Here is a 20,427-nt window from a genome sequence, read left to right on the forward strand (position 1 = left end):
GGCAAATCAATACTTGTAGTTCAGTGTCACCATCACGTTGCGTGGTGCGCCGTAACTCACGGTGTCGAAATCACCCTTCTGCAGCGCGTAATTCCTGTCGAACAGGTTGTTGACGTTGACGGCCACGCTGGTCTTGTTGTTGATGAAGTAACGCCCCATCAGTGATGCCAGGGCATAAGAACCCTGTTCGCCACCCAGCGAACTGGTGCCAGTGTTGGGCGCCTGGTAGAAGCGGCTTTGCCAATTGACGCCTGCGCCGAGCGTCAACTTGCTCCAGTCTCCGGGCAACTGCCAGGTGGTGGAAAGCTGGGCGGTGGAGCGCGGTAGCTGCGAATTGAAGCGAACGCCCATGCCATCGTGCGCCGTGAAGTGGGCGACACCTGCATAGAGGTTCCAGCCGCGCGCCAGCTCGCCCTGCACATCGAGCTCGACCCCGCGCGATTTCGTCCCATCTGCACCTATATAGGCTTGGGCGCCGCCTGGCGTAGTAGTTCCGGCGATCATCTGTGCCGCATTGTCCAACCTGGTCTCGAACAAGGCCAGCGACGCATTCAGGCGCCCGTCCAGGTAAGCGCCTTTGAGGCCGAGTTCCGTGGTGTTTCCCTTCGACGGCGTGAGCACGTTGCCCCTGCTGTCGCGATAGTCGGTTTGCGGATTGAAGATGCCCGTGTAGCTGGCGTAGGCCGAATAGGTCTTGTCGATGTCGTAGATCAGGCCGGCATATGGCGTGAATTCACCGCTTTTTTTGTAGTGCAACGACGTGCCACTGACGTTGTCGTCGATTTCAACATTGCTGAAACGGCCGCCAACGATGAGTTTCAGAGGGTCAGCCAGCGAAAACCGGGCTGCGCCGTAGACGCCGCTCTGCTTGACTTGAGTGTGGGTCGGTATCGACGCCATGGCATCGAAGTTGGGGCGGGGAAAGGCCGGGCTCAGGTCATGGATATTGACCGGCGCAAAGCCTGCAAAGAACGGTGCGATATCGTCCTGGCTGGCCGTGCGGCGCGAACTGGTTGCCCCCACCACCAGGTCATGCTGACGACCCAGCAGCTGGAAGGGGCCGCTTGCCATCACATCGACGGTGTTCTGGCGGCTGCGACCTTCGGCCGCCAGCGCTACCGGAAAGGCTCCGAAGGGAAAGGAACCCAGTCCCGTGGCGCGATCGGGGCGGCCGACCAGGCCGAGCAGTTCGGCATCGTATTGCGTGCGGTACTGGTTGGCGACGCCGCGCAGCTTCCAGCCGTTGTCGAATCGGTGTTCGATTTCGGCAAACGCCGTCTTGAGGGTAGTGTCCCAATGGCTCCAGTCCTGCGCGTAGTTGCTGGAGCGTGGATACTGCGCCTGCGTACCGTCGCTGAACCATAGCGGCAAACCGCCCCAAGTGGCGCCCTTCGGCGTGATGTCCTGGTAGTCATAGCCCAGGCTCACCGTCGTGTCTGGTGTCAGGTCTGCCTCGATGATGCCGTAGAACGACTTTCTTTTCGGCTTGTAGCCGTCGATATACGAGTGTCCGTCCTGGTACGTCCCCACCATGCGTGCGCGGATGCGGCCGTCCTCGGTCAGCGGCGTCGAGATGTCGCCCGTGCCCCGCTTGGTGTCCCAACTTCCGACACCAAGGGACGCAGCTGCCGAGAATTCACGGGTCGGGCGTTTGCGCACCAGGTTGATGGCGGCCGAGGGATTGCCGGTGCCGGTCAGCAAGCCGGAGCCGCCGCGCACGACCTCGACACGATCATAGAAAGCGGTATCGAGAGAACCGATGCCGCTCCCGTTGACGATATTGCCAACGACGGTGGGGATGCCATCGTACTGAACGTTGTTGATCAGGAAACCACGCGAGTAAAAACTCGTCCGTTCGCTGTCAGACTGGTACGACGTGATGCCGGTAGTGTTCTCCAGCACGCCTTGCACCGAATTCAATTGCTGGTCATCCATGCGCTGGCGCGTGATCACCGTCACCGCCTGTGGTGTTTCCTGCAGCGACAGCGGCAGGCGCGTCGCCGCCGCCGTCTGGCCCGTGGTGTAGGAGCCTGTACCTTCGGTGGTCGCTGTATCCATGCGGCCCGTGACGGTGATGGCTGGCAAAGCTATCTCCTCTTCAGTCGTCCCCGCTGCCCTGGTTTGTATCTGCCCTGACTCCGCGGCGAATGCACCCTGCGCACTGATGAGAACTGCCGCCGCAACTGCCGAGCTAAGCACGGTGCGGGGCAGGTGAGGATAGAAGACGGGTCCTGTGCCCGTAGTGATAGGCCAACGTGACTTTCCAGCATGTGTGTAAATAGGCATAAACAAGACTCATTTGCATTTAGATGCCATATTTAACAACAGAGACAAGAGGGGGCAATAGTGAAGCCAGGCCAGATTGTTATTCGTTTAGGCCAAGCGTGATGATTCCCGGCATGCTGGCCGTATTGCGTAATCTTTTGACCTGATTTGGCAATGCGACAGGCGGCAGGCGATGGCCCCGGGGCAGGACCGCCTGATGCAGTCAGATTGGGATGCTGTCGGTGAGCATGATGCCGGGCACCGGAGCAAGCTCTGCGCCGCTGGTGCGATCCGAGAGGTAGCGTGCCGGAGGCTTGCCCACCGCCTTGCGGAACATGGTGACAAAGCCACTGGCGTTTTCATACCCCAGCTCCAACGCCACCGTTTGCACGCTGTCGCCCTTGGTCAGGCGTTGAAGCGCAAGGATCACATGCAGCTGCCGGCGCCAGCGCCCGAAGCTCATGCCAATTTCGTGCAGCAGAAGACGGCTCATGCTGCGTTCGCTCATGCCTATCCGGGTAGCCCAATCGGCCTTCGCGGTTTTATCCGTGGGGTCGGCCAGCATCATTTCCGCGAGGCGGCGCAATCGGGGATCGCGCGGCATGGGCAGATGCAGGTCTTCCACTGGCGCCGCCACCAATTCATCGAGCAATGCGGCAATTAACCGGTCTTCCCGCCCTCCCAGCGTGTACAACTGAGGAATACTGGCCGCCTTCAGCAGCAACTCGCGCAGCAATGGCGATACCGAAATCGTGCAACAGGTTTTCGGCAGGTCCGGCGCGGCGTCGGGCTCGACGAACAGGCAATAGCATTCCGTGTCGCCCGCCCCCCGTGCCGAGTGGGGCAAGTCTCCCGGTATCCAGATGGCGCACTGGGGCGGCACGATCCAGACGCCGTCTTCGATTTCGCAGTTGAGGATGCCGCGCGCGGAGTAAATCAGCTGCGCCTTGCGGTGCTGATGCCGCGCATTTTCCCACTCCTTGCTGACCGATGTGGCACTCAATGCCACAACGGCGCGCGAGACGCTGTCGACGTCCCTGGACACAATTAGATCGGTGATGGCAATACTCGACATGATGTGCAGCGCCTCGGAGGGAAGATGAGGCCGTGGCCTGATTGCAAATATTATGATCAACTTGCTCAAGCACGTCCAGCGATTAGACGGTGGCCATGGCCTGACTGCACCTGCGAAAAGACATTAGGCACTGAGTGTATCTGAGCACAGCAGGTAGTCCTCTTCGCTCACCTCACTCAGTCCGCAAAGGCCGTCGTGGCGGTAGAACCGTTGCTTGTCGCGCGCATGGAAATCACCGAGAAACTCCAACGTGGCCAAGTCTATGCGCTTCGCGCTCAGCGCTTTTCGGCCATAAAACAATTTACGCGTGCCCAGTTGCAGAAAATGAGGATGCGGCACCGAGACTTCTTCCGGGCTGAACTTGACATCCAGTGGCTTGCCATTGGACAGTATCAACGTGGAACTGAACGCATAAGTGCCGAGTATCTGTGTATTTTCGGGATCGAGGTATTTTTTTGCCTGCCCCAGGTAGTAAACGGCTCGGCTATCCTTGGCCCAGCCATATCCGCAGCTTACGAAGGTGGCAATGTCAGCCTTGGAAATGGGCTCGGGACAGTGATAGAAAACCCGGTGGCAATATACTGTTTTGCCATCACTGAGGTAGGTCGAATCGAATGCGTTGAAATGTTCCACAGACTCGGTAGAAAATCGTTCAGGCACGGCACTGTCAGGGCGATGATAAGGGATCAGATACAAGCCATTGACATCGCCGCACAGATGTTCACCCACTAACTTGAAACTGGCCGCATCCAATCCGATGATAGGCCTTCCATGAAAGTACACCTGCCGGCCCAGTTCGAAGCCAAGACCGATGTCATGTCGCATCGAGATTTCTTCCGGTGGCGCCGCCTGCGCCTCTTCCTGTGCCTGCAAGCGGTGCCACCAGTAATCCGTCAGGTGCGGATGCGCCTCGAAAAATGGCGCCCATTCCAGCCGCATGGCCTCGTCGAGTACACCGTCGCTGCCCAGCGGTCCATTTCGGTCGCCCACCAGTATCGGCGAGTAATCGCGTTCTGCATGGTATAGCTGCGCCACGACGAAACTGTCTACGTCCACATGCAGCGGTTTGTTGCGATAGTAAGCGCGCTGGTGATCGCGGTAATAGTCGAATCCTAGGTGTTGAAAGCTGGGGCCGTGAGCGCCACGCACACGCGTTCCTGCTGCGTAAACAAACTGATCATCCACGGCAATATACTCGTGCTGATATTCGCTCGCAGACACCACCCGGCCGGCCTCATCAAATTGCGGTTGCCGGCATTTGAGCAAATGGAAATCGCCTGTATAGCGAATGGACTTTCCCGTCAAATAGTGTGCCCGTTGCTTATCCCTGGCATAACGTTCGTTGAGTACGGTGAATGTGTCCAGATCGGCATTGTCAATGCGGTAAAAGTATTCGTATGCAATGCTTGATCCCTGCTGTGCTTGCACGATAATCGACTCTCCATCCGTCCCCCAGCGCCGCGCAAGCATCTGAAAGCCGTCCGGATTGGCGATCGGCAAAGGTGTGCCGTCCTTCTGGTGCAGTCGCTTGTATCCTCTGTAGACTTGCCCGTTGATCACCCGGTAAGCCGGGTGATTGGTATAACGGATCTGGTCATGCGCACGCGCGATCACTTTTCCATACAGAAAGACATTCACGCCATCGCTGAACAGCGCGCAATCGGCTGATACAAAATCTGGCGCCGGCCCGAGCAAAGCAAGATCGTGATGCTTTACATCCACCATCACGGTCACCGAATAATCATCAAACCAATAGGCGCCGGACTGATCACGCCAGTAACGGTAGCCCAGTTTTTCCAGCGTGCCGTTGAAACGAAACGGCAACGCCTGCACCGCATGGTAGCCATATCGCGCCAGGTATTGCGGCAGCAGGTAGTAATCACGCTGACTATCGCGCAACAAACCCGCATGGGTTCGATGGCGCCAGACTATTTGCCCAACGCACAATGGCGACGGCGGAAAATGCCTGGCACTTGCCTCTTGAGCGATTTCAAAAGGCTGCTTTCCTGCAGGCTCGAGCATGATGTATATATCGCGTGCGCTCTCGTCCCCCAGTAACGCCCCGTCCATAAACGCGAAATCCCCGTGCCATTCGAGGTCAAGTGGCTCCCACTGCGTAATATCTGCATCTGGCGTCGTCATCGTTGCATTCCAGGATAATAAGTTGGCAGCATAAACTTTTTGCAAGAAAAGCCGCACCCTGCAGGTGCAATGGTCCGATTATCGCTTTTATGCCTGCTGTCCAGGCAGGCGTAACGGCTCGCGTTTGAAATGGGGTTTTAACCGAGTTAGCATGCCTATGCCCTTGACCGTCCAGCGTCCTGCATAGTCGCCATTTGCCCAAAGATGGAGCGTCTGGCTGTGTGAGCGGTGAGCCATGGCTACCACTCGGCCGAATTGCTTGCGGCGGACGTATCGTGCTCGCCCAACTGCAGCTCCAGTTCGAGTGCGGAGCACCAGCTGAGCAACTGCTTGACGCTGATTTCGTCAGCATGGCTCTCCAGGTGGGAGATGCGATTCTGGCTCAAGCCGACCCGAATGCCCACAGCCGCCTGAGTCATTTTGTGCCGTTTGCGCGTCGAAGTGAGCAACTGGCCGAGCTGCGACGCCGTGAGGAGACGTTGGGTGGTGGGCGATGAAGGCATGTTTGGTATCCGTTATTCAGACATATGGATATTATCTGAAAAGCAGATAAATTCAATATATCTGAATATCGGATATCTCGTAGATGTCTGGGAGGAAGATAAAGCGGTTCCATTGACTGCACAGCAAAAGGATGTCGGCGAAAACAAAAAAGGGTTACAAGCCGAAGCATGTAACCCTTTGATTTTACTGCTGAATTCTGGTGCCGACTGCCGGTTTCGAACTGGCCACCTGATGATTACAAATCATCGCATGTCGGTATTCAGGACTGTTGAAGAGCGTTGAGATTTTCTGGTATATTCTTATAAATCAATTACTTAAGTAGTTTTCGTTTTTATTTCATGCAGATGTGTGTTGATCGTTATGCTACCATTTGGGTTACATGGCGGTTACATGGCGCTTACACAGAACGTCTTCTTGAGGTAATAGTGAAAAAAATAAAGTTCGCGGCGGGTAGGGTAGAAGAGTTCGCCTGTGAGGGTGGAAAAAGTCAGTCATTCCTTTGGGATACCGCTTCACCAGGCCTCGGTTTGCGGGTGACGTCGAAGGGCGCAAAGTCCTATATTTTTCAGGGCAAGCTGGACGGCGCCACCATCCGGCTGACGATCGGTGATCCTCGTACATGGGACATTGCTAAGGCCCAGGCCGAAGCACGGCGACTGAAGGTCTTGCTCGATAACGGGCAGGATCCAAGAAAGGTGCGCGACGATGCGCTCGCTGCAGAGCGAGACGCGCGCGCATTGCAGGAAGCTGTCATTGTGGCGGAACAGGAAAAGCAACTGCGGGAGTCCGTGACCCTGGGCGGCGTCTGGCCTGAGTATATTGCTGATCGCATTGCCACGCGAGAAGCCGGCTGGTCAGAACATCATATTGCCGCGCATCGCAAGATCATTCAGGATGGTGGCCAGCCTCGGAAACGCAGTCCAGCCCTGACGAAAGCCGGTCCGCTCTGGTCCTTATCCTCGCTCCGACTCATCGACCTGACAAATGAGCGCGTGGAAGCATGGGCGAGAGAGGAAGCGAAGACCCGTCCATCCAGCGCACGGCTGGCATGGCGACTGCTCAAAGCCTTCATGAACTGGTGCGCTTCGCACAAGACGTATTCGAGCATGGTCACTAGCAATCCGACAAAGAGCGCGCGAGTGCGCGAGAGCCTGGGTAAAGAGAAGCGGCGCCATGACGTTCTTCAACGGGAGATGCTGGAGTCATGGTTCAGCGCAGTGCGGAAGATCGGAAACCCGGTCATTGCAGCCTACCTGCAAGTTCTGCTGCTCACGGGCGCCAGGCGCGAGGAGCTCGCTGCACTGAAGTGGACAGACGTGAATTTTCAGTGGGGCAGTATCAAACTGTCCGACAAGGTCGAAGACTTTCGAATGGTTCCGCTGACGCCCTTTGTTGCTCAGCTCCTGGCCAACCTGCCGCGCAGGAATGCCTTTGTCTTCTCCAGTCCCGCTTCCGCATCGGGACATATCGCTGAGCCACGAATCGCACATAACGATGCCGTCGCCGTGGCGAATTTGCCGCAACTCACGCTGCACGGCTTGCGACGATCATTTGCCACATTAAGCGAGTGGATCGAGATGCCGAACGGTATCGCCGCGCAGATTCAAGGACACGCGCCGCAAGGGGTACGAGAACAAAATTACATTCGTCGACCGCTAGACCTGCTTCGTGTCTGGCACGCGAAGATTGAAACCTGGATTCTTGAGCAGGCGGGTGTGGAGTTTGTATCTTTGTCGGCAGTATTGCGCGTTGTGGGCGCTTAGTCGGGCAGTGGGTGGCGCTTGCAGCTTTTTACCTGTCCGTCTGAGCATTCCTAGGTGGAGGTTACGGAGAGTTGACCGCACATCCATGTGACTGTTTGAAATTGCTGCTGCTGGCTTTTCCGACGAAAATGTATGCAAGCTATTTTGTTATATCACGAACTTTGATAATAAGTTTCGTGACCTTATACTCGATCAATTATGGTTGAACCTCGCCGTTGCAACCAGCATAACAGGTGCCTAGCTGGAGAATTCACGGACTGCCACGGCCGGCCATAATCGACCCAAAGCGGTTACTAATGTTGCCAACAATTGCTAAGGTTGCACTGGCCAGCGTTCCTAGAGCACCTAGCTATAAGGGTGCGAGGAGAATCAATAGCTGGCACTTGCGAGCGAGTAGACCCGATCAGTCAGCGTTTGGCAGGGACAGCATGCTGTGTTTAAGTCTGATAAAGCAGCGTTTCCGGATACTCGTCTGGGAGGAGAGGAAAGCCCAAGTGGCCCTTCACCCCGGACAAAAACATGCCCGATTTTTTTCGCGATTCGACAATAAAAGTTTGGGTGCGCCGAGCATCCATATTCAGGATGCTGCGCAGCCAATAGCAACTCAGGCCGCAGACCGACTGATTACCGCAATTCAACGCGACATGCCCGTTGGAGTACATATATTCGAGGTCATCAACGGTAACTTTGAACTTCCAGATTGGACCTTCGTCGTCCGCATACAGAATAAATAGCTTTAAGTCGGTGTCGATGAGGTAAAGGCCCTCTTTCTCGCGGTACTTATGAATAACGGGAGTTTTAATATGTGCGGCTAGTTGGTTGAGGACAGCGCCATAACGAAGGTCCTGTTTTCTAATTTTCATCTTGCTCTCTGTGGACAGTGTCCAAACCGTGACTCCATGAGTCAGCGAAAAAAACGATGGCGAAGCATTAACAAGGCCGCTAGTGATCCGCTAACCTACCGTCCCGCAGATTTGATATCCATGTCGATCATATCGTGCATGATCAGGTCTAGATGCTGGGATTCCGCTTGCTGGGGTGATCGGCCTAGATCATTTTGCTATTAGAACGGTTTCTCCTTCGTCCTTCATCAGCTGAGCAAATTTCGTCCAGCTCATGCGCTTCTTGTTGACGGAGTTTTTGCTCGGTCGCCATTCGATGTTTCCTTTACTGATCAGCAACGTGCCCAAGGATTTTCCGTCCGCCTTCACCGCTACTTCGACGTCCTTGTTGAGAACAAATTTTGAATTTAGCGCCAATGTGACTTCATGTGCCATGAATTATTCCTGATTGTTAAGTAAGCGTTTCCATTGCAAGGACTGCTGATCTGTTCAATACCACGTACTTCTGGGGTGTCGTCGAGTCGTCGCATTTGATGATCCCAAGTTCGGGAGCGTCACCGTCCGGGTAAAAAGCTGTCCAGTTCTCCTCGAGATCACGCCATACCACGGCCGTAATCCTATCCTTGCCATACCAGGACAACAGCTCCCACCTTTCGAAGGTCACATAGCCTTGAAACCACAGCTGGTTCAATTTATTCAACAGCAGAGCCTTGTATTCCCTTGAAGCAACCATCGCAACCTCCTAAAAATGAATAATCTCATGCATGAGGTTGTTAGATCAATATAATTTTAATTATATTTTTCCAAGTTGCGGCTATGTGGCGTGGTTGCCCCGCATCCACCAGCCGTTCGTTGAGGCAAAATGCCCCGGCTCGTGGAGCAAAAATGCCATTCGTCGGCAGCTCCTTTGTCAGTTCGTAGCGCTATCCGGACTAATCGGACGAACAGCAACGAGCTGCCCCTTGCGAGCTAGCTGATGACCAATGTGTGGCGTATTTGTGGGACAGGTAAGAAAAAGCACCTTCCGCGGGCAGGCTCATGAGAGACCGGATGCGACCCTGACGGTGGACGGTCGAGCTACGTTGTTCGTAGAATTACTTTGATTGACGCTTGACTTTCGCGCGCGAAAGTCATCGGGTCTAAGTTCCCGATCTGCAGCCTAGCTGACAGTACCACCTTCGTCCCTTGGTCATCATTGTCCATTCCACATGGCAATCAGGTATGATCATTGCATTGTGAATAATACATCAAGCCAGATGAGGCCGTCCGCAGCTTGGCCAGAAAGTACAGCATGCAAATTAGAAAAATCAGCATTTCGCACTTTCGCGGTATTCGCAACTTGGAGTGGTGTCCCGACGTCGCCTTGTGTTTCGTGATTGGCCCGGGGGATTCCGGCAAATCAACCATCCTTGATGCCATTGAGGCGGCGCTGTCTTCGCGCTGGTTTTCGTTCGTGGAAAGCGACTTCTTCGGCGCGGACACGGTCCAGCCAATCCAAATTGAGGTGACGGTGGGCGAGCTACCAGATGTCTTGATGTCCGACGAGCGCTTGGGCCTGTTTATCCGTGGCTGGACCGGGACAGAGATCCATGACGAGCCGGAGGATGAAGACGAGCCAGTTATCACGGTGCGCCTGAGTGTGGACGCGACCATGGAGCCGGTCTGGGAAGCCTATTGCGATCGGTCTGAGACCTCGCGCTATCTGTCAAACCGAGAGCGCTCTCACTTCGGCCTCACCCGCCTTAATGGCGACGAAGCCCGGCACACCTCTTGGGCGCAGGGATCTGGTCTCTCAAAAATGACGGACGATAATGGAAACGCTGCCGAGCGCCTGGCGGCAGCCTACAAGGCGGCTAAAAATTCGGCCGGCCTCGACAAGATCCAAACGCTGATGGATGCTGCAGGCTACGCAGAAGACGAAGCCAAAGCGTTGGGCGCCTATATTGAGGAAGGGTATCGACCCGGATTGGAACTCGCGCGGGGTGGTTTCTCCACCAGCTCCATCACCTTGCACGATGCCGACGTGCCTCTGCGCTTGGCCGGACTTGGAAGCCGCAGGCTGGCCACGTTGGGAATCCAAAACGCAGCGATTTACGCCGGCGCCATCATTCTGGTTGACGAGATCGAGCATGGCCTCGAGCCGCATCGCATCATCGGCGCGCTGGCCCAACTCAAGAAGCGGCAGTCCGAGGCGCGCAAGGTTGGCCGACCTGTCGGCCAACTTTTCTTGACTACCCATTCCGACGTGGCGCTCTCTGAAGCAGCCGCTTCGAATGTGGTCGCTGTGCGCCGGGACAAAACTACGAAGGTCGTGACAGTACATGAGCCGGGCAGCTCCGCTGAATTTGAAAAGCTGATGAAGAAGACGCCTAGGGCGCTCTTCGCCCGTCGAATCCTGCTGTGCGAGGGGGTGACGGAACAGGGTCTCTTGCTGGGTCTGCGGGAGCTCTGGCCAGCAGAGCATGACGGTGCGCCGGTCGAGCAAATGGGATCGGCCATCGCCGATGGCAACGGCAGTGAGGCACCCAACTTGGCGGTCGCGCTGCGCTCCATGGGCTATTCGGTGGCCATTTTCCGCGATTCTGATCGGAAGATACCTGCGGACAAATTAGCTGCTTTCACCGCCGCAGGCCTTCCGGCCATTGAGGTATTCGAATACGAGTCGGAAATGCACACGGAGCTCGCCGTGTTTTTCGACGCCGATGACGCCACGGTCCAAGAACTGCTGGACCTGGCCAGGACAAAGAAATCTGCGGACTCGGTGTTGGCGAGCTTGGCGAAAGTCATGCCCAATGTCGCTAAGGAAGTGTTTAGCCTGCCCTTTTCAGCTTGGCAGGCAGAAACAAATTTAGACCCTCGTATTTTGCGTGCCAACTTGGGCCAAGCCGCGTCAAAGCAGAGTTGGTTTAAGGAGCTCAGTACGGGCCGGGAATTGGCACCTATCATTTGGCGCATTGCTCGCGCTGCGCCACACTCAGAGCTAGCCCGTTGCTTGAAAAAGGTCGAGGAGTGGCTGTATGCCTGAGGCGGTGATTATTGCGGCGTGCAGGCTCGGATCGGTCTTGGCGCCGGCAGGCCACGGCAAGACAGAGACAATCGTGAAGGCAGCGCAGATTGGACGCCGATCATTGATCCTGACCCACACTCATGCCGGCGTTCACGCATTGCGATCGCGCCTTCGGCGCCTTGGCGTGCCGGCGAGTGCCGCCGCAGTGGAAACCATCGCCGGCTGGTCCATGAAATACGCGAACGCTTTCCCGACGGCAGGCGATCCGCCGAAAGGTCTCCCGACCCTTCCCGAAGACTGGGAGCGTATCTCGCGCGGCGCCGTCAAGGTGATGTCGCTTAAAGCGGTACGGCACATTATCGCCTGTTCCTACGACCGGATTTTTGTCGATGAATACCAAGACTGCGGCGAGCTGCATCACGCGCTGGTGTTAACTCTATCGAGCATTCTTCCCACCGTCGTCTTTGGCGATCCGATGCAGGGCATTTTTGAATTCACGGGCGACTCGATCCGCTGGACAGAACATGTCGAACCTCACTTCCCCTTGGCGGCTGAGCTTCTCGTTCCGCGCCGGTGGGAGGGCAAGGACCCTGCGCTGGGCGCTTGGATCGCAGAGACCCGAAGTAAGTTGATGCGTGGTGAGCTGATCGATCTGCAATCCGGGCCTGTCCATTTCATCCAAGCGCCCGATGCCTTTGCCATGGAGGCATTTTTCGAAGGATTTATTGAGCGCGAAGGTTCGATGGCAGCGATTCACTGCCGACGCGGCATGTGCGACAAGCTTGCTAAGGCCACGCGCGGCGCCTTCCAATCGATCGAGGAAATCGCTGCCAAACGCCTTCGCCAATTCGCTCTCGACTGGGATCAGGCGGCCACGCTTCCGGCGCGACTGGTGGCTCTGCGATCACTGCATGCTGATTGTTTCGCTCAAAAAGAACTGGCCGCTGGCGAAGTGGATGCCGATGAAGACGTGTTGGTCATCGCTGATCTGAAATCCTTTGGCGATCGTTACAAACGAACAGGCGAACTTTCGCACATCAAATCGATTTTCAGTCTGGCACGGAAGCATCCACGATGGCGCTTGTTCCGAGGCGAACTGTGGCGCGACGCGAACAAGGCGTTTTCTGAGGTAAGCACTGGTCGCTCTGCCTCATTGACCGACGCGGTGGATACTATCCGGCAGCGGACTTCGCAGTCCGGTCGCGCGACCCAAAAGCGAACCATTTCCACGCCGCTGCTGCTGAAAGGTTTGGAATTCGACCACGTTCTAATTCCGGATGCTTCGCATTTTCTTAAAGAGAGCACCGCCCACGCGAAGCTCTTCTATGTAGCGATCTCTCGGGCGACCCGGTCGCTATCAATCACCTCGCCGGACCGCTATATCCGATTTCCAATCCCGAACTTGTGAACAAGGCGGCGAACGCTGCGATCAACCGCGATCGTGGCTAAGGAAATCGCCCAGCAGCACCCCACGGCCCGCATCGACGGGCCAGGTTCAATGAGAAGGTCGAGTGCTGTGCTTGGCCAATGAGGAAAATACAGTAACGCTACAGAAGACTGGAATCTGGACCCGAACGCACCTGGCGTAAAGAAAGCCATTGAAGCCCTGCGCGCCGCTCGCACTTGATCGGAAAACCTGACATTCGGCATCCGCGCCCTGATGTGCTCCCAGGTCGGTCCAGACTTCAGAAACGACATCGCGCACGGCCTAGCGACATCTACGAACTGCCATACCCTCGTCGGACTTTACACTTTGTGGTTCATCTTCAAGGTGGTGTTCACGCAGTGGTATCTGACTAACCAGCCTGAGGGTGGCGGTAATGCGGAGGCCAGCGAAGCTCCTGCGCCGACGACGCCCGTCGCTACCGAAGCGGAAGCACAGTACAATCAATAAGACAGTCGAATAACGTAAGCCGAGGCAAACATATTATTTTCGCGATTCTTAATCAACCTACCGAAGGCATCAATGTCAACCTACAAAGGCACTATCGAGATCGAGGCGGTAGACATCCCTACCATGGCACGAATGTCAGATGACGAGTATCAGAAATTCCTCGAAACTGATGGGCTGTTGCGGATTGATCATCATGATATTTTGAGATCTGCAGTAGCGGAGTACCCCCTTGCTACGCGCCGGTCCCAACTCGACATGCTCATCAGTGCTTTACAGCAATGTCGGGAACGCATGCGTGAGGACAACCCATACTAAGGTGGCTGTGCTTCGAGATGATTGCAGCGCAAGGATCGGTGAGATTTGGAATGGTTCGAATTACTTTGCGCATGGGAGACCCCGGCCAAAATGCGCGCATATTCAACTTGGTCGGCTTTGACCAGAACGTTAGGACAATATTAGGAAGCGTAGATATGCAGATCAAATTCTATCTCGTGCCAGGGCTATTGACGCTTGCGCTCGCGGGGTGTGGAGAGAAGCAGGGAGCGGTACCGTCGAGCGGCGTGGGAAGAAAAGCTCAGTCGCAAGACGCATCCAATTCCTCCGGCGACTCGGTCGATGCATGCGTCAAGAGAGGCGTCTCATATTTCAAAGAAATTGGATCATATCCCAAACTCAGCAGCGCCCCCAATGCTGGTCGTCGCGCAGAAAATGTGGCTCTTGAAAGGTGCAATCGCACGTTGACAGCGTTTTAGGTCGAAGACGCCGACAGATGCGGCTGAGGAAAATAGACGATGGAAGCAGTGTGGGGACTTAGCGGTGCGCGAAACTGTCCGGCGCCGGCAAAAATTTACTTTCGCGTGCGAAAGCCGTACCAAGGAATATCGATGGAAGCGCGCCAAGACTTACGCAGTCAACCTCTGAGCTTAGACCAAGTTTTAGCTGTCTGGCTTCCCCGCCGGGTCAATGCCCTCGAGGGAACGTTATCGGTCCTAAATTTGTGTGAGGAATTCGACGACTCTACGCCCAGCAGCATCACCATTGCTGGTAAGCCAGCAATGAATCTGAACTTGTCAACTTTCGCAGACCCGTTGATCGACATCGGTTTTCTGCATGCCAGGGCGCTCTTAGAGTTCTTAGGTCTAGGAGCAAGAAAAGGGAAACTGGTACAGCTTACCAAGCGCCAAGCCAGCGATATCGTTATCGAACATTATTCGATCAATGGCAAAAGCTTGTCAATGGTTTCGCCAACTGACGTTTTCGGTGCTATCAATATGCCTCAACCCGTCATCGAATGGTCACTGGTCAATATCATGGAGACGGCGAACAAACTTATCGCGCATGTGACAACGGGCGAAGTGCTTGCGATGCCAATGTATCAACAGGTTCGGATCGGTTTTTAAAGTATTCCGGTGCTACTTCAGGACCATCTTTATGCAAAGCTTGAGACTACGCAAGAGCCGCCAAAACCAATATGTGAACGCTACGCCTGCAACTATAACCGATAGGAAAACACACAGCAACACCCCACGGCCCACATGATGGGCCTGGAATGGCGGTTTTCTAGCGAAGATGTAAAAAAATCCGCGTTGTTAAGTTGCATTGAAAATTGACCCACTTTCCCCACGAATTTGCAATGGAATCTGACCCACGTTAGTAGCACAATTCCACCTGTCTTATCGGCAGGAGATCGGAGTGATCGACGTGGCTCTACTCGGCATCATTCGACGCTGGCACCTTCGTGACCAGATCCCAATACGAGAAATCGCCAGGCGACTGGATATCTCGCGCAATACCGTCCGACGCTACCTGCGATCGGAAACCACTGAGCCCTCCTATGCGGAGCGGCGGTCAGTTAGCGGATTAGACAAATACTCAGTGCAGCTATCTGGGTGGCTCAAGGCCGAGACGACTAAGCCGCGTAAGCAGCGGCGCAATTTGAAGCAGATCCATGAGGACCTGAAAGAGCTGGGCTATGCAGGGTCATACGACCGCGTGGCAGCGTTTGCCAGGCAGTGGAAGGCGGGTCAAACAGAGTGGGTCAATTCTGCGAGCAAACGAACAGTGCTCATCAATAAATGGGCAAATCGCTTATCACTCAGTCAGCTTAAGTCCTATGACTTCAGGAGCCAAGAGGAGCTTGCCACTTTCTCGAAGATGCCTGACATCTCGGATTTGAAGGATCTATCAAATGGTCTGGCACAAGCCCAAAAACTCGAAGAAACTTACGGTATAAAGACTGACATAGTAGTCGTTCATGACGCGGGAATTAGCGTCACCAGTCTCCAACGCGTTCTCGATGCTGTTGACGACCGTCCAATTGCAAAGACCAGCGAACAAATTATCATTGTCTACCCCAGTATCTATGGTGTCTGTCTACATCAACATCACACGACTCCATGTAGAAGATACGGGCGGTGTCTGACATGTAATGAAAATGTTTGTGTGAAGGGCCATCTACCAACTAACCATGCAATTCGCGAGGACGAAACACTATTGGCATCTATGATCGTGCGTCAGGTTGAAGCGCTGGTGGTTGCTCACAATCGAGGTGTCGCCGATTGCCAGGATGCGTTGGCCGCTCACATCGCGGCGCTCATTGAGCGCGGGTTATGTCCGCACCAGATGGCCGATCATTTGATCAATGACTTCAATGAGGTAAAGGATCAAATCAAAGACAAGTTACTACGCAAGCGTTTGGAAGAAGCATTCGTGGCACGCAGTTATGTGAAACTACTCGACAATGACAACGTCGCAACCGGAGCACTGATGAAGTACCACAATCCAAAGCAACATGCCGCTCCTGGACTAGAAATGGCCCTCGACTCACGCGGAGGGCGAGAGCAAGTGTGTAATGAAGAGCGGGCACTAGTCGAAAAATTTCCTATATTCGCTCAGACCTTCCTAGGCCTGCAAGATGAACGATATCTGATTGAAGCTGATGATGATGACGGAGAATGACTATGCCAGGTCGCAAAGAATTGCTGACGGAACGGATGGCCAAGCAAATTTCCAAAATGATTGTTCGTATGCCGGATACCGGAATTGCCGTGACCTGGGAAAACATCATGGCTCACGCAACGAGAACAGTCGGGCATAGCTTCAACCGTCAAACACTTAGCCAAAAGTCCTGGAACGGACGGAGGCTGATCGCAGAAGCTTTTAGCCAAGCAAAGGAAGTGCAGAAACGACTTCAGCACGAGAGCCTCCCCAAATATGCCACCTCTGCACGCGCAATCTTGCAAAGTCGAATAGCGGAATTGGAAGCCAAGAATCTAGCACTCCAAGAAGAACTTGAAAAAGTCAGAGCACAACAGTTCGATGAGCTTGATACGTTTCTACTCCTCCCTCGCGACCTCCACGCTCTGATTGACACAGGATCGCAGCGAAAGAAATAGAGCTTACCTGCCGTAGAAGCCGGCAAGTCGATCTGTACACGTCATCGCGGCCGAACAGCGAAGTCGAGGACAAACGATTTCATCTTTGGGCTGCTCGGCTCAATTTCAAAGGCCGCACATAGCATTGCAAGCGCGCGCGCTAGTTCGAAGCGCGTGCTTTGCAATGCCAAGTACATCTGATATTTTCCGCGTGCATGTGTGCCATCGACGCCATGCAGGGTTTGCAATTTTGTGCTCATGACGAGAAGCAAATTTAAAAGGATGGTATCAACGTGCGTGTCACTACACCGTTGACGTAGTGCATCAGCCTCTCGTTTTATCTCCTCTAAGCTCCGAACAACAGCGGAATGCACCTCGTCATCCATTCCAGCGAACAGCACATTCCGCGCCTCTAGAAATCTCAGGAACAGTTCAATTTGTTGTTTATCCCCCGAAGGGAGTTGCGGCTGCTTCTTCAAAAAATCCTTCAAGGACACGCCGGAAATCGAGGCGGCAGAGCCTACTAATGAAACAATATCAACGAACAAACTCATGTGGTTAGCCTTATGTGGTGAAACAGTGTTTTTCTTGCCGGAGCCGACCGGATACAGGCGCGCAATACACCGGGTGTTTCCTATGATTTTACGGATTGATTGAGATGAGACTTTGCGAAGATATCTTTGCCACTAATCCACCCATCTTCAGCGTCAGATTGGTCAAATGTGGTATGGACTGCAGCCGTGAGTTCAAGCCACTGTACGTCCGCTTTAGGGAGTGCAATAGCTAGTCCATCGTGGAGTCCTTGACGCACCGCATTGAACGTAATCATGCGCGCCTTCTCGTGAATTATCCCGTATGGCTTAAAGCCGATCCGCTGTCCACGCTTGCAATCTTGAATATTATATGACGTGAACTCCGAGCAGGCTAAAGGCCGAACTGAGTAAATCGTACACTGCCGATCCTGATCTAAAAACGCACACGGTTTCTTGATGTTGACACGCGCCTTTGTATTTGCACCGCGAGTCGCCTTGTCCAAGTTGCGGAGACGCCCGACGGTTTCCTCCAGCTGCGCACTCAACATTGAAGCCTTCATGTATCGGACAATACGGAATACTTCCGGTGCAGATACCGCCACGAGCTGGTAACAGCAGTGTGCGCAGCCACTGGAGCAGGCTACCTGTGGGGAATTTGGATCACGATGCTTGGCAGTCAGGGCCACCGCAAACCCTTCAGCATCTTCTATAACTCTATGCACAAGATCCGGGCTAGGGACAGGCAATAGCACTTCCGATACCGCATCCTGCTGTGCTGAGCGTATTCGTTCCTGGAGAGCTAATTCGGCATCGGACGTTTCCGTCACGACTACGCCGGTATGTGGATCAAACATCATTTACTCCTTCGCTGGGCAGCCCCCCCACCCAACCTTCTCAGCGATGTTGCGTGCCAATAAAACTTGAATAAGGGTTCACTAAAAACATTGATTTAGCAGTCTCGACAAGCTAATTCGGCGATACGAAAGTCATATGCGCTTTGGAGGTTCAACCAACCTTGTGCTTCACTACCAAGTAGCGCTCCAAGCGAAGGGCAATATCAGCGCTCATGCTCCGCTTCCCCTTGGATATCTCGCTAAGGCACAAATAGGGAACTTGCAAGGCCAAAGCCACATCTCGCACGCTGACGCCCATGGGCTTGATATAGTCCTTTAACAGAATTTCGCCCGGGTGGATAGGACGCATACCGTTCTTGAACATAATGTACTCCGTTTCTGTTCGGGCTTTATACACCGGACAACGCTGGGTTCAGTGCGGGTCTTCGATCAGCACTTCTAGGGGCACTCTCACCCATTTTATGGTCAGACGCCACTGAACGTTGGTCCATAGATGGCAAACCTATTCTTCTAATGACTGCCCCATTCAAGTTTCTATTGACACCTATCAAGCGTAAAGGTCGCGTCGTACGCGGCAAATGGGTTCTACATATTTTCCTGGATATGTGCTTTGTCGAGGCGTCGATGGATTAAAGACGCCATTGAGAGCAAGTCCTCCGCGTCATCTTTGGACATGGTCCAGTGGATGCGAGCCTCGTGTGCGGTGGTATTTCTGAACATACCTGCGACACCCTTCAGGAGGTTGGCGAATCCTTTTTGTTCGCTCTTTTCGCTGTCCGTAGACATGGTATTGATTCTGACCAGCGGATGTTCTCCCGAAAGCGATTTATCAATCAGCGATGCGCCGTCATCGTTGAGCCCACTTTTGGATCGGAGCTTGTCCATAATACTCTTTACCGCCTCCATGACTGCGTGGAAGTAATTGCTAACCAACAGTTCTTCTTTACAAAATTTGAGGATGTCTTCGTGCACACCTCGTTTGACTAAATCTGCGCGAAGTTCCTGTGCTCGCATGCGGGATTCGGCGATCGTTCGCACATGAGTCACCTCTTGCAGCACTCCGCTATGGTCAACAGCTAATCCGGCGAACAATAACGCCTGGTTTAGGCGGCCACGCATCAACTCGAAGCGATCGGGATTTGAAACGTAACGCTCAGGCTTCATGGATTTTCGTATGAAGGCCAAGATGTGCACTCTGCTCTGGCGATGATTTTGATCACCGGCAACAGCGTTGTAAATTCGAACCCGTTTGGTTGCAGTTGGGTCCACGTCAGAAATCTGGCTAGCACTAAGTAGAAATCCGATTTCGGAGCCAGTCAGTCCGCTGGATGTATCGCCTAACGCACCAGCAATTGCTTCCAGTTGAGTATCTGTGAAAAATAGCGAGCCCATGATTTCCGTTCTTTTCTGTCACGCGCCCCCCATCATGCAAATGCCAAATGAGGCTATGGTACGGCAACTATCAGTCATCGTACATTGCCGCGTAGTCCGCTAGGTAGATACTCCCAGGCGCCACGTTACTTGGCAACTAGAGTCACACGAATCGACATGTCGAATCGATATGCCACTTACAAAGGTATGTAGATCATTCTACAAGAAGCAGCTCCCAGTATCCCACATCAATCCACTGATCAAATTTACGGCCAACTCGCTTGAACATGGCCACTTTCTCGAATCCCAGTCGTTCGTGCAAGGCGACGCTGCCGTCGTTGGGCTGCGCGATGCCGCCGATGACCACTTGTAACTGCCGTTTACGCAAGTCATCGATGAGCGCGCTGTATAGCTGCCGGCCGATGCCCTCGCCCACACACTCGTGCGCCACGTACACCGTCGATTCGACCGAAAAACGATAGGCGCTGCGGGCACGCCAGGGCGTTGCGTAAGCGTAGCCGACTATCTCGCCGTCGCGTTCAAAGACGTACCACGGCAACTGCGCACCCACAGAGACGATGCGCTGGGCCATCTCATCGATAGCGACTATCTGCTCTTCGAACGTGATGGTGGAACTGCTGACGTAATGGTTGTAGATCGTGGCGATCGCAGCAGCATCGGCGGTAGTGGCAAGTCGAATCATCAGCGGGATCCAAATAGACGTGAAGTGGCAGGGAGGAGCACGGCCGCAAAATGCGCATGGGGCCCTAAAGTATCATTCTAGCAATAAGCCATCATCTGTG

At 54.3% G+C, this 20,427-nt stretch carries 19 protein-coding genes and 1 pseudogene; 8 read left to right on the top strand and 12 right to left on the bottom strand.

Annotated elements, in window-relative coordinates; translation table 11 throughout:
- Positions 1-6: 6 nt before the first annotated feature.
- The 4 genes from ACQ4WM_RS08680 to ACQ4WM_RS08695 all read right to left on the bottom strand — a co-directional run bounded on the left by ACQ4WM_RS08680 (position 7) and on the right by ACQ4WM_RS08695 (position 5,985).
- On the bottom strand, positions 7-2,085 hold the full coding sequence (locus ACQ4WM_RS08680; RefSeq protein WP_436546309.1) for a TonB-dependent siderophore receptor: 2,079 nt from the start codon (positions 2,083-2,085) through the stop codon (positions 7-9).
- Between the two features lie 403 nt (positions 2,086-2,488).
- A complete protein-coding gene (locus ACQ4WM_RS08685; protein WP_436546666.1) occupies positions 2,489-3,340 on the bottom strand; it encodes an AraC family transcriptional regulator in 852 nt (283 codons plus the stop codon).
- Positions 3,341-3,463: 123 nt separating this feature from the next.
- Positions 3,464-5,482 (bottom strand): DKNYY domain-containing protein, encoded by a 2,019-nt coding sequence (locus tag ACQ4WM_RS08690; protein WP_436546310.1) that lies wholly within the window; start codon positions 5,480-5,482, stop codon positions 3,464-3,466.
- 239 nt (positions 5,483-5,721) lie between these two features.
- On the bottom strand, positions 5,722-5,985 hold the full coding sequence (locus tag ACQ4WM_RS08695; protein WP_436546311.1) for a helix-turn-helix domain-containing protein: 264 nt from the start codon (positions 5,983-5,985) through the stop codon (positions 5,722-5,724).
- Here ACQ4WM_RS08695 and ACQ4WM_RS08700 point away from each other — a divergent pair.
- Both ACQ4WM_RS08700 and ACQ4WM_RS08705 read left to right on the top strand, forming a co-directional pair.
- On the top strand, positions 5,966-6,268 hold the full coding sequence (locus ACQ4WM_RS08700) for a hypothetical protein (protein ID WP_436546312.1): 303 nt from the start codon (positions 5,966-5,968) through the stop codon (positions 6,266-6,268). The two genes, ACQ4WM_RS08695 and ACQ4WM_RS08700, sit on opposite strands and share 20 nt — an antisense overlap.
- A 143-nt stretch (positions 6,269-6,411) precedes the next feature.
- Positions 6,412-7,749 (top strand): tyrosine-type recombinase/integrase, encoded by a 1,338-nt coding sequence (locus ACQ4WM_RS08705; protein ID WP_436546313.1) that lies wholly within the window; start codon positions 6,412-6,414, stop codon positions 7,747-7,749.
- A 437-nt stretch (positions 7,750-8,186) separates the two neighbouring features.
- On the opposite strand, the gene ACQ4WM_RS08710 is transcribed toward ACQ4WM_RS08705, so the two are convergent.
- From ACQ4WM_RS08710 to ACQ4WM_RS08720, 3 genes are all read right to left on the bottom strand, one after another.
- A complete protein-coding gene (locus tag ACQ4WM_RS08710) occupies positions 8,187-8,612 on the bottom strand; it encodes a hypothetical protein (protein WP_436546314.1) in 426 nt (141 codons plus the stop codon).
- 189 nt (positions 8,613-8,801) lie between these two features.
- On the bottom strand, positions 8,802-9,026 hold the full coding sequence (locus ACQ4WM_RS08715; protein WP_436546315.1) for a hypothetical protein: 225 nt from the start codon (positions 9,024-9,026) through the stop codon (positions 8,802-8,804).
- 16 nt (positions 9,027-9,042) lie between these two features.
- Complete coding sequence (locus ACQ4WM_RS08720; protein ID WP_436546316.1) at positions 9,043-9,324, bottom strand: hypothetical protein; 282 nt, start codon at positions 9,322-9,324, stop codon at positions 9,043-9,045.
- Positions 9,325-9,882: 558 nt separating this feature from the next.
- Between ACQ4WM_RS08720 and ACQ4WM_RS08725 the strand changes: the two genes are divergently transcribed.
- The 6 genes and pseudogenes from ACQ4WM_RS08725 to ACQ4WM_RS08755 all read left to right on the top strand — a co-directional run bounded on the left by ACQ4WM_RS08725 (position 9,883) and on the right by ACQ4WM_RS08755 (position 16,887).
- Positions 9,883-11,616: an ATP-dependent nuclease gene (locus ACQ4WM_RS08725; protein WP_436546317.1), complete on the top strand. Its 1,734-nt coding sequence runs from the start codon at positions 9,883-9,885 to the stop codon at positions 11,614-11,616.
- A complete protein-coding gene (locus tag ACQ4WM_RS08730; RefSeq protein ID WP_436546318.1) occupies positions 11,609-13,006 on the top strand; it encodes a UvrD-helicase domain-containing protein in 1,398 nt (465 codons plus the stop codon). The genes ACQ4WM_RS08725 and ACQ4WM_RS08730 overlap by 8 nt, the downstream gene beginning before the upstream one ends.
- A 558-nt stretch (positions 13,007-13,564) precedes the next feature.
- Complete coding sequence (locus ACQ4WM_RS08740; protein WP_436546319.1) at positions 13,565-13,807, top strand: hypothetical protein; 243 nt, start codon at positions 13,565-13,567, stop codon at positions 13,805-13,807.
- 569 nt (positions 13,808-14,376) lie between these two features.
- The gene (locus tag ACQ4WM_RS08745; protein WP_436546320.1) at positions 14,377-14,892 is read left to right on the top strand and encodes a hypothetical protein; all 516 of its coding nucleotides are present in this window, start codon (positions 14,377-14,379) and stop codon (positions 14,890-14,892) included.
- A gap of 292 nt (positions 14,893-15,184) precedes the next feature.
- Positions 15,185-15,511: pseudogene (locus ACQ4WM_RS08750) on the top strand (helix-turn-helix domain-containing protein); the annotation flags it as partial.
- Positions 15,512-16,452: 941 nt separating this feature from the next.
- Entirely contained in the window at positions 16,453-16,887 is a 435-nt protein-coding gene (locus ACQ4WM_RS08755; RefSeq protein WP_436546321.1) for a hypothetical protein, read from the top strand.
- A gap of 41 nt (positions 16,888-16,928) precedes the next feature.
- Here the strand turns inward: ACQ4WM_RS08755 and ACQ4WM_RS08760 are convergent, their stop codons facing one another.
- The 5 genes from ACQ4WM_RS08760 to ACQ4WM_RS08780 all read right to left on the bottom strand — a co-directional run bounded on the left by ACQ4WM_RS08760 (position 16,929) and on the right by ACQ4WM_RS08780 (position 20,327).
- Positions 16,929-17,420 (bottom strand): DUF6650 family protein, encoded by a 492-nt coding sequence (locus tag ACQ4WM_RS08760; protein WP_436546322.1) that lies wholly within the window; start codon positions 17,418-17,420, stop codon positions 16,929-16,931.
- A gap of 80 nt (positions 17,421-17,500) precedes the next feature.
- Entirely contained in the window at positions 17,501-18,256 is a 756-nt protein-coding gene (locus tag ACQ4WM_RS08765; RefSeq protein WP_436546323.1) for a YkgJ family cysteine cluster protein, read from the bottom strand.
- Positions 18,257-18,404: 148 nt separating this feature from the next.
- A complete protein-coding gene (locus ACQ4WM_RS08770; protein WP_436546324.1) occupies positions 18,405-18,617 on the bottom strand; it encodes a HigA family addiction module antitoxin in 213 nt (70 codons plus the stop codon).
- A 221-nt stretch (positions 18,618-18,838) separates the two neighbouring features.
- Positions 18,839-19,645, bottom strand: coding sequence for a TIGR02391 family protein (locus tag ACQ4WM_RS08775; protein WP_436546325.1), 807 nt, complete (start codon positions 19,643-19,645; stop codon positions 18,839-18,841).
- 193 nt (positions 19,646-19,838) lie between these two features.
- Positions 19,839-20,327, bottom strand: coding sequence for an arsinothricin resistance N-acetyltransferase ArsN1 family B (locus tag ACQ4WM_RS08780; protein WP_436546326.1), 489 nt, complete (start codon positions 20,325-20,327; stop codon positions 19,839-19,841).
- Positions 20,328-20,427 lie beyond the last annotated feature (100 nt).

Source organism: Janthinobacterium longum (assembly GCF_051380735.1).
In the GTDB taxonomy this organism is placed as follows: Bacteria; Pseudomonadota; Gammaproteobacteria; order Burkholderiales; family Burkholderiaceae_D; genus Janthinobacterium.

Excerpts from the sequence above, each read along its gene's own strand:
- ACQ4WM_RS08715 (WP_436546315.1), bottom strand. The coding sequence starts at position 9,026 with ATGGCACATGAAGTCACATTGGCGCTAAATTCAAAATTTGTTCTCAAC.
- ACQ4WM_RS08755 (WP_436546321.1), top strand. The coding sequence starts at position 16,453 with ATGCCAGGTCGCAAAGAATTGCTGACGGAACGGATGGCCAAGCAAATT.
- ACQ4WM_RS08745 (WP_436546320.1), top strand. The coding sequence starts at position 14,377 with ATGGAAGCGCGCCAAGACTTACGCAGTCAACCTCTGAGCTTAGACCAA.
- ACQ4WM_RS08775 (WP_436546325.1), bottom strand. The coding sequence starts at position 19,645 with ATGGGCTCGCTATTTTTCACAGATACTCAACTGGAAGCAATTGCTGGT.
- ACQ4WM_RS08720 (WP_436546316.1), bottom strand. The coding sequence starts at position 9,324 with ATGGTTGCTTCAAGGGAATACAAGGCTCTGCTGTTGAATAAATTGAAC.
- ACQ4WM_RS08780 (WP_436546326.1), bottom strand. The coding sequence starts at position 20,327 with ATGATTCGACTTGCCACTACCGCCGATGCTGCTGCGATCGCCACGATC.
- ACQ4WM_RS08740 (WP_436546319.1), top strand. The coding sequence starts at position 13,565 with ATGTCAACCTACAAAGGCACTATCGAGATCGAGGCGGTAGACATCCCT.
- ACQ4WM_RS08695 (WP_436546311.1), bottom strand. The coding sequence starts at position 5,985 with ATGCCTTCATCGCCCACCACCCAACGTCTCCTCACGGCGTCGCAGCTC.
- ACQ4WM_RS08730 (WP_436546318.1), top strand. The coding sequence starts at position 11,609 with ATGCCTGAGGCGGTGATTATTGCGGCGTGCAGGCTCGGATCGGTCTTG.
- ACQ4WM_RS08765 (WP_436546323.1), bottom strand. The coding sequence starts at position 18,256 with ATGATGTTTGATCCACATACCGGCGTAGTCGTGACGGAAACGTCCGAT.
- ACQ4WM_RS08685 (WP_436546666.1), bottom strand. The coding sequence starts at position 3,340 with ATGTCGAGTATTGCCATCACCGATCTAATTGTGTCCAGGGACGTCGAC.
- ACQ4WM_RS08690 (WP_436546310.1), bottom strand. The coding sequence starts at position 5,482 with ATGACGACGCCAGATGCAGATATTACGCAGTGGGAGCCACTTGACCTC.
- ACQ4WM_RS08710 (WP_436546314.1), bottom strand. The coding sequence starts at position 8,612 with ATGAAAATTAGAAAACAGGACCTTCGTTATGGCGCTGTCCTCAACCAA.
- ACQ4WM_RS08725 (WP_436546317.1), top strand. The coding sequence starts at position 9,883 with ATGCAAATTAGAAAAATCAGCATTTCGCACTTTCGCGGTATTCGCAAC.
- ACQ4WM_RS08760 (WP_436546322.1), bottom strand. The coding sequence starts at position 17,420 with ATGAGTTTGTTCGTTGATATTGTTTCATTAGTAGGCTCTGCCGCCTCG.
- ACQ4WM_RS08770 (WP_436546324.1), bottom strand. The coding sequence starts at position 18,617 with ATGTTCAAGAACGGTATGCGTCCTATCCACCCGGGCGAAATTCTGTTA.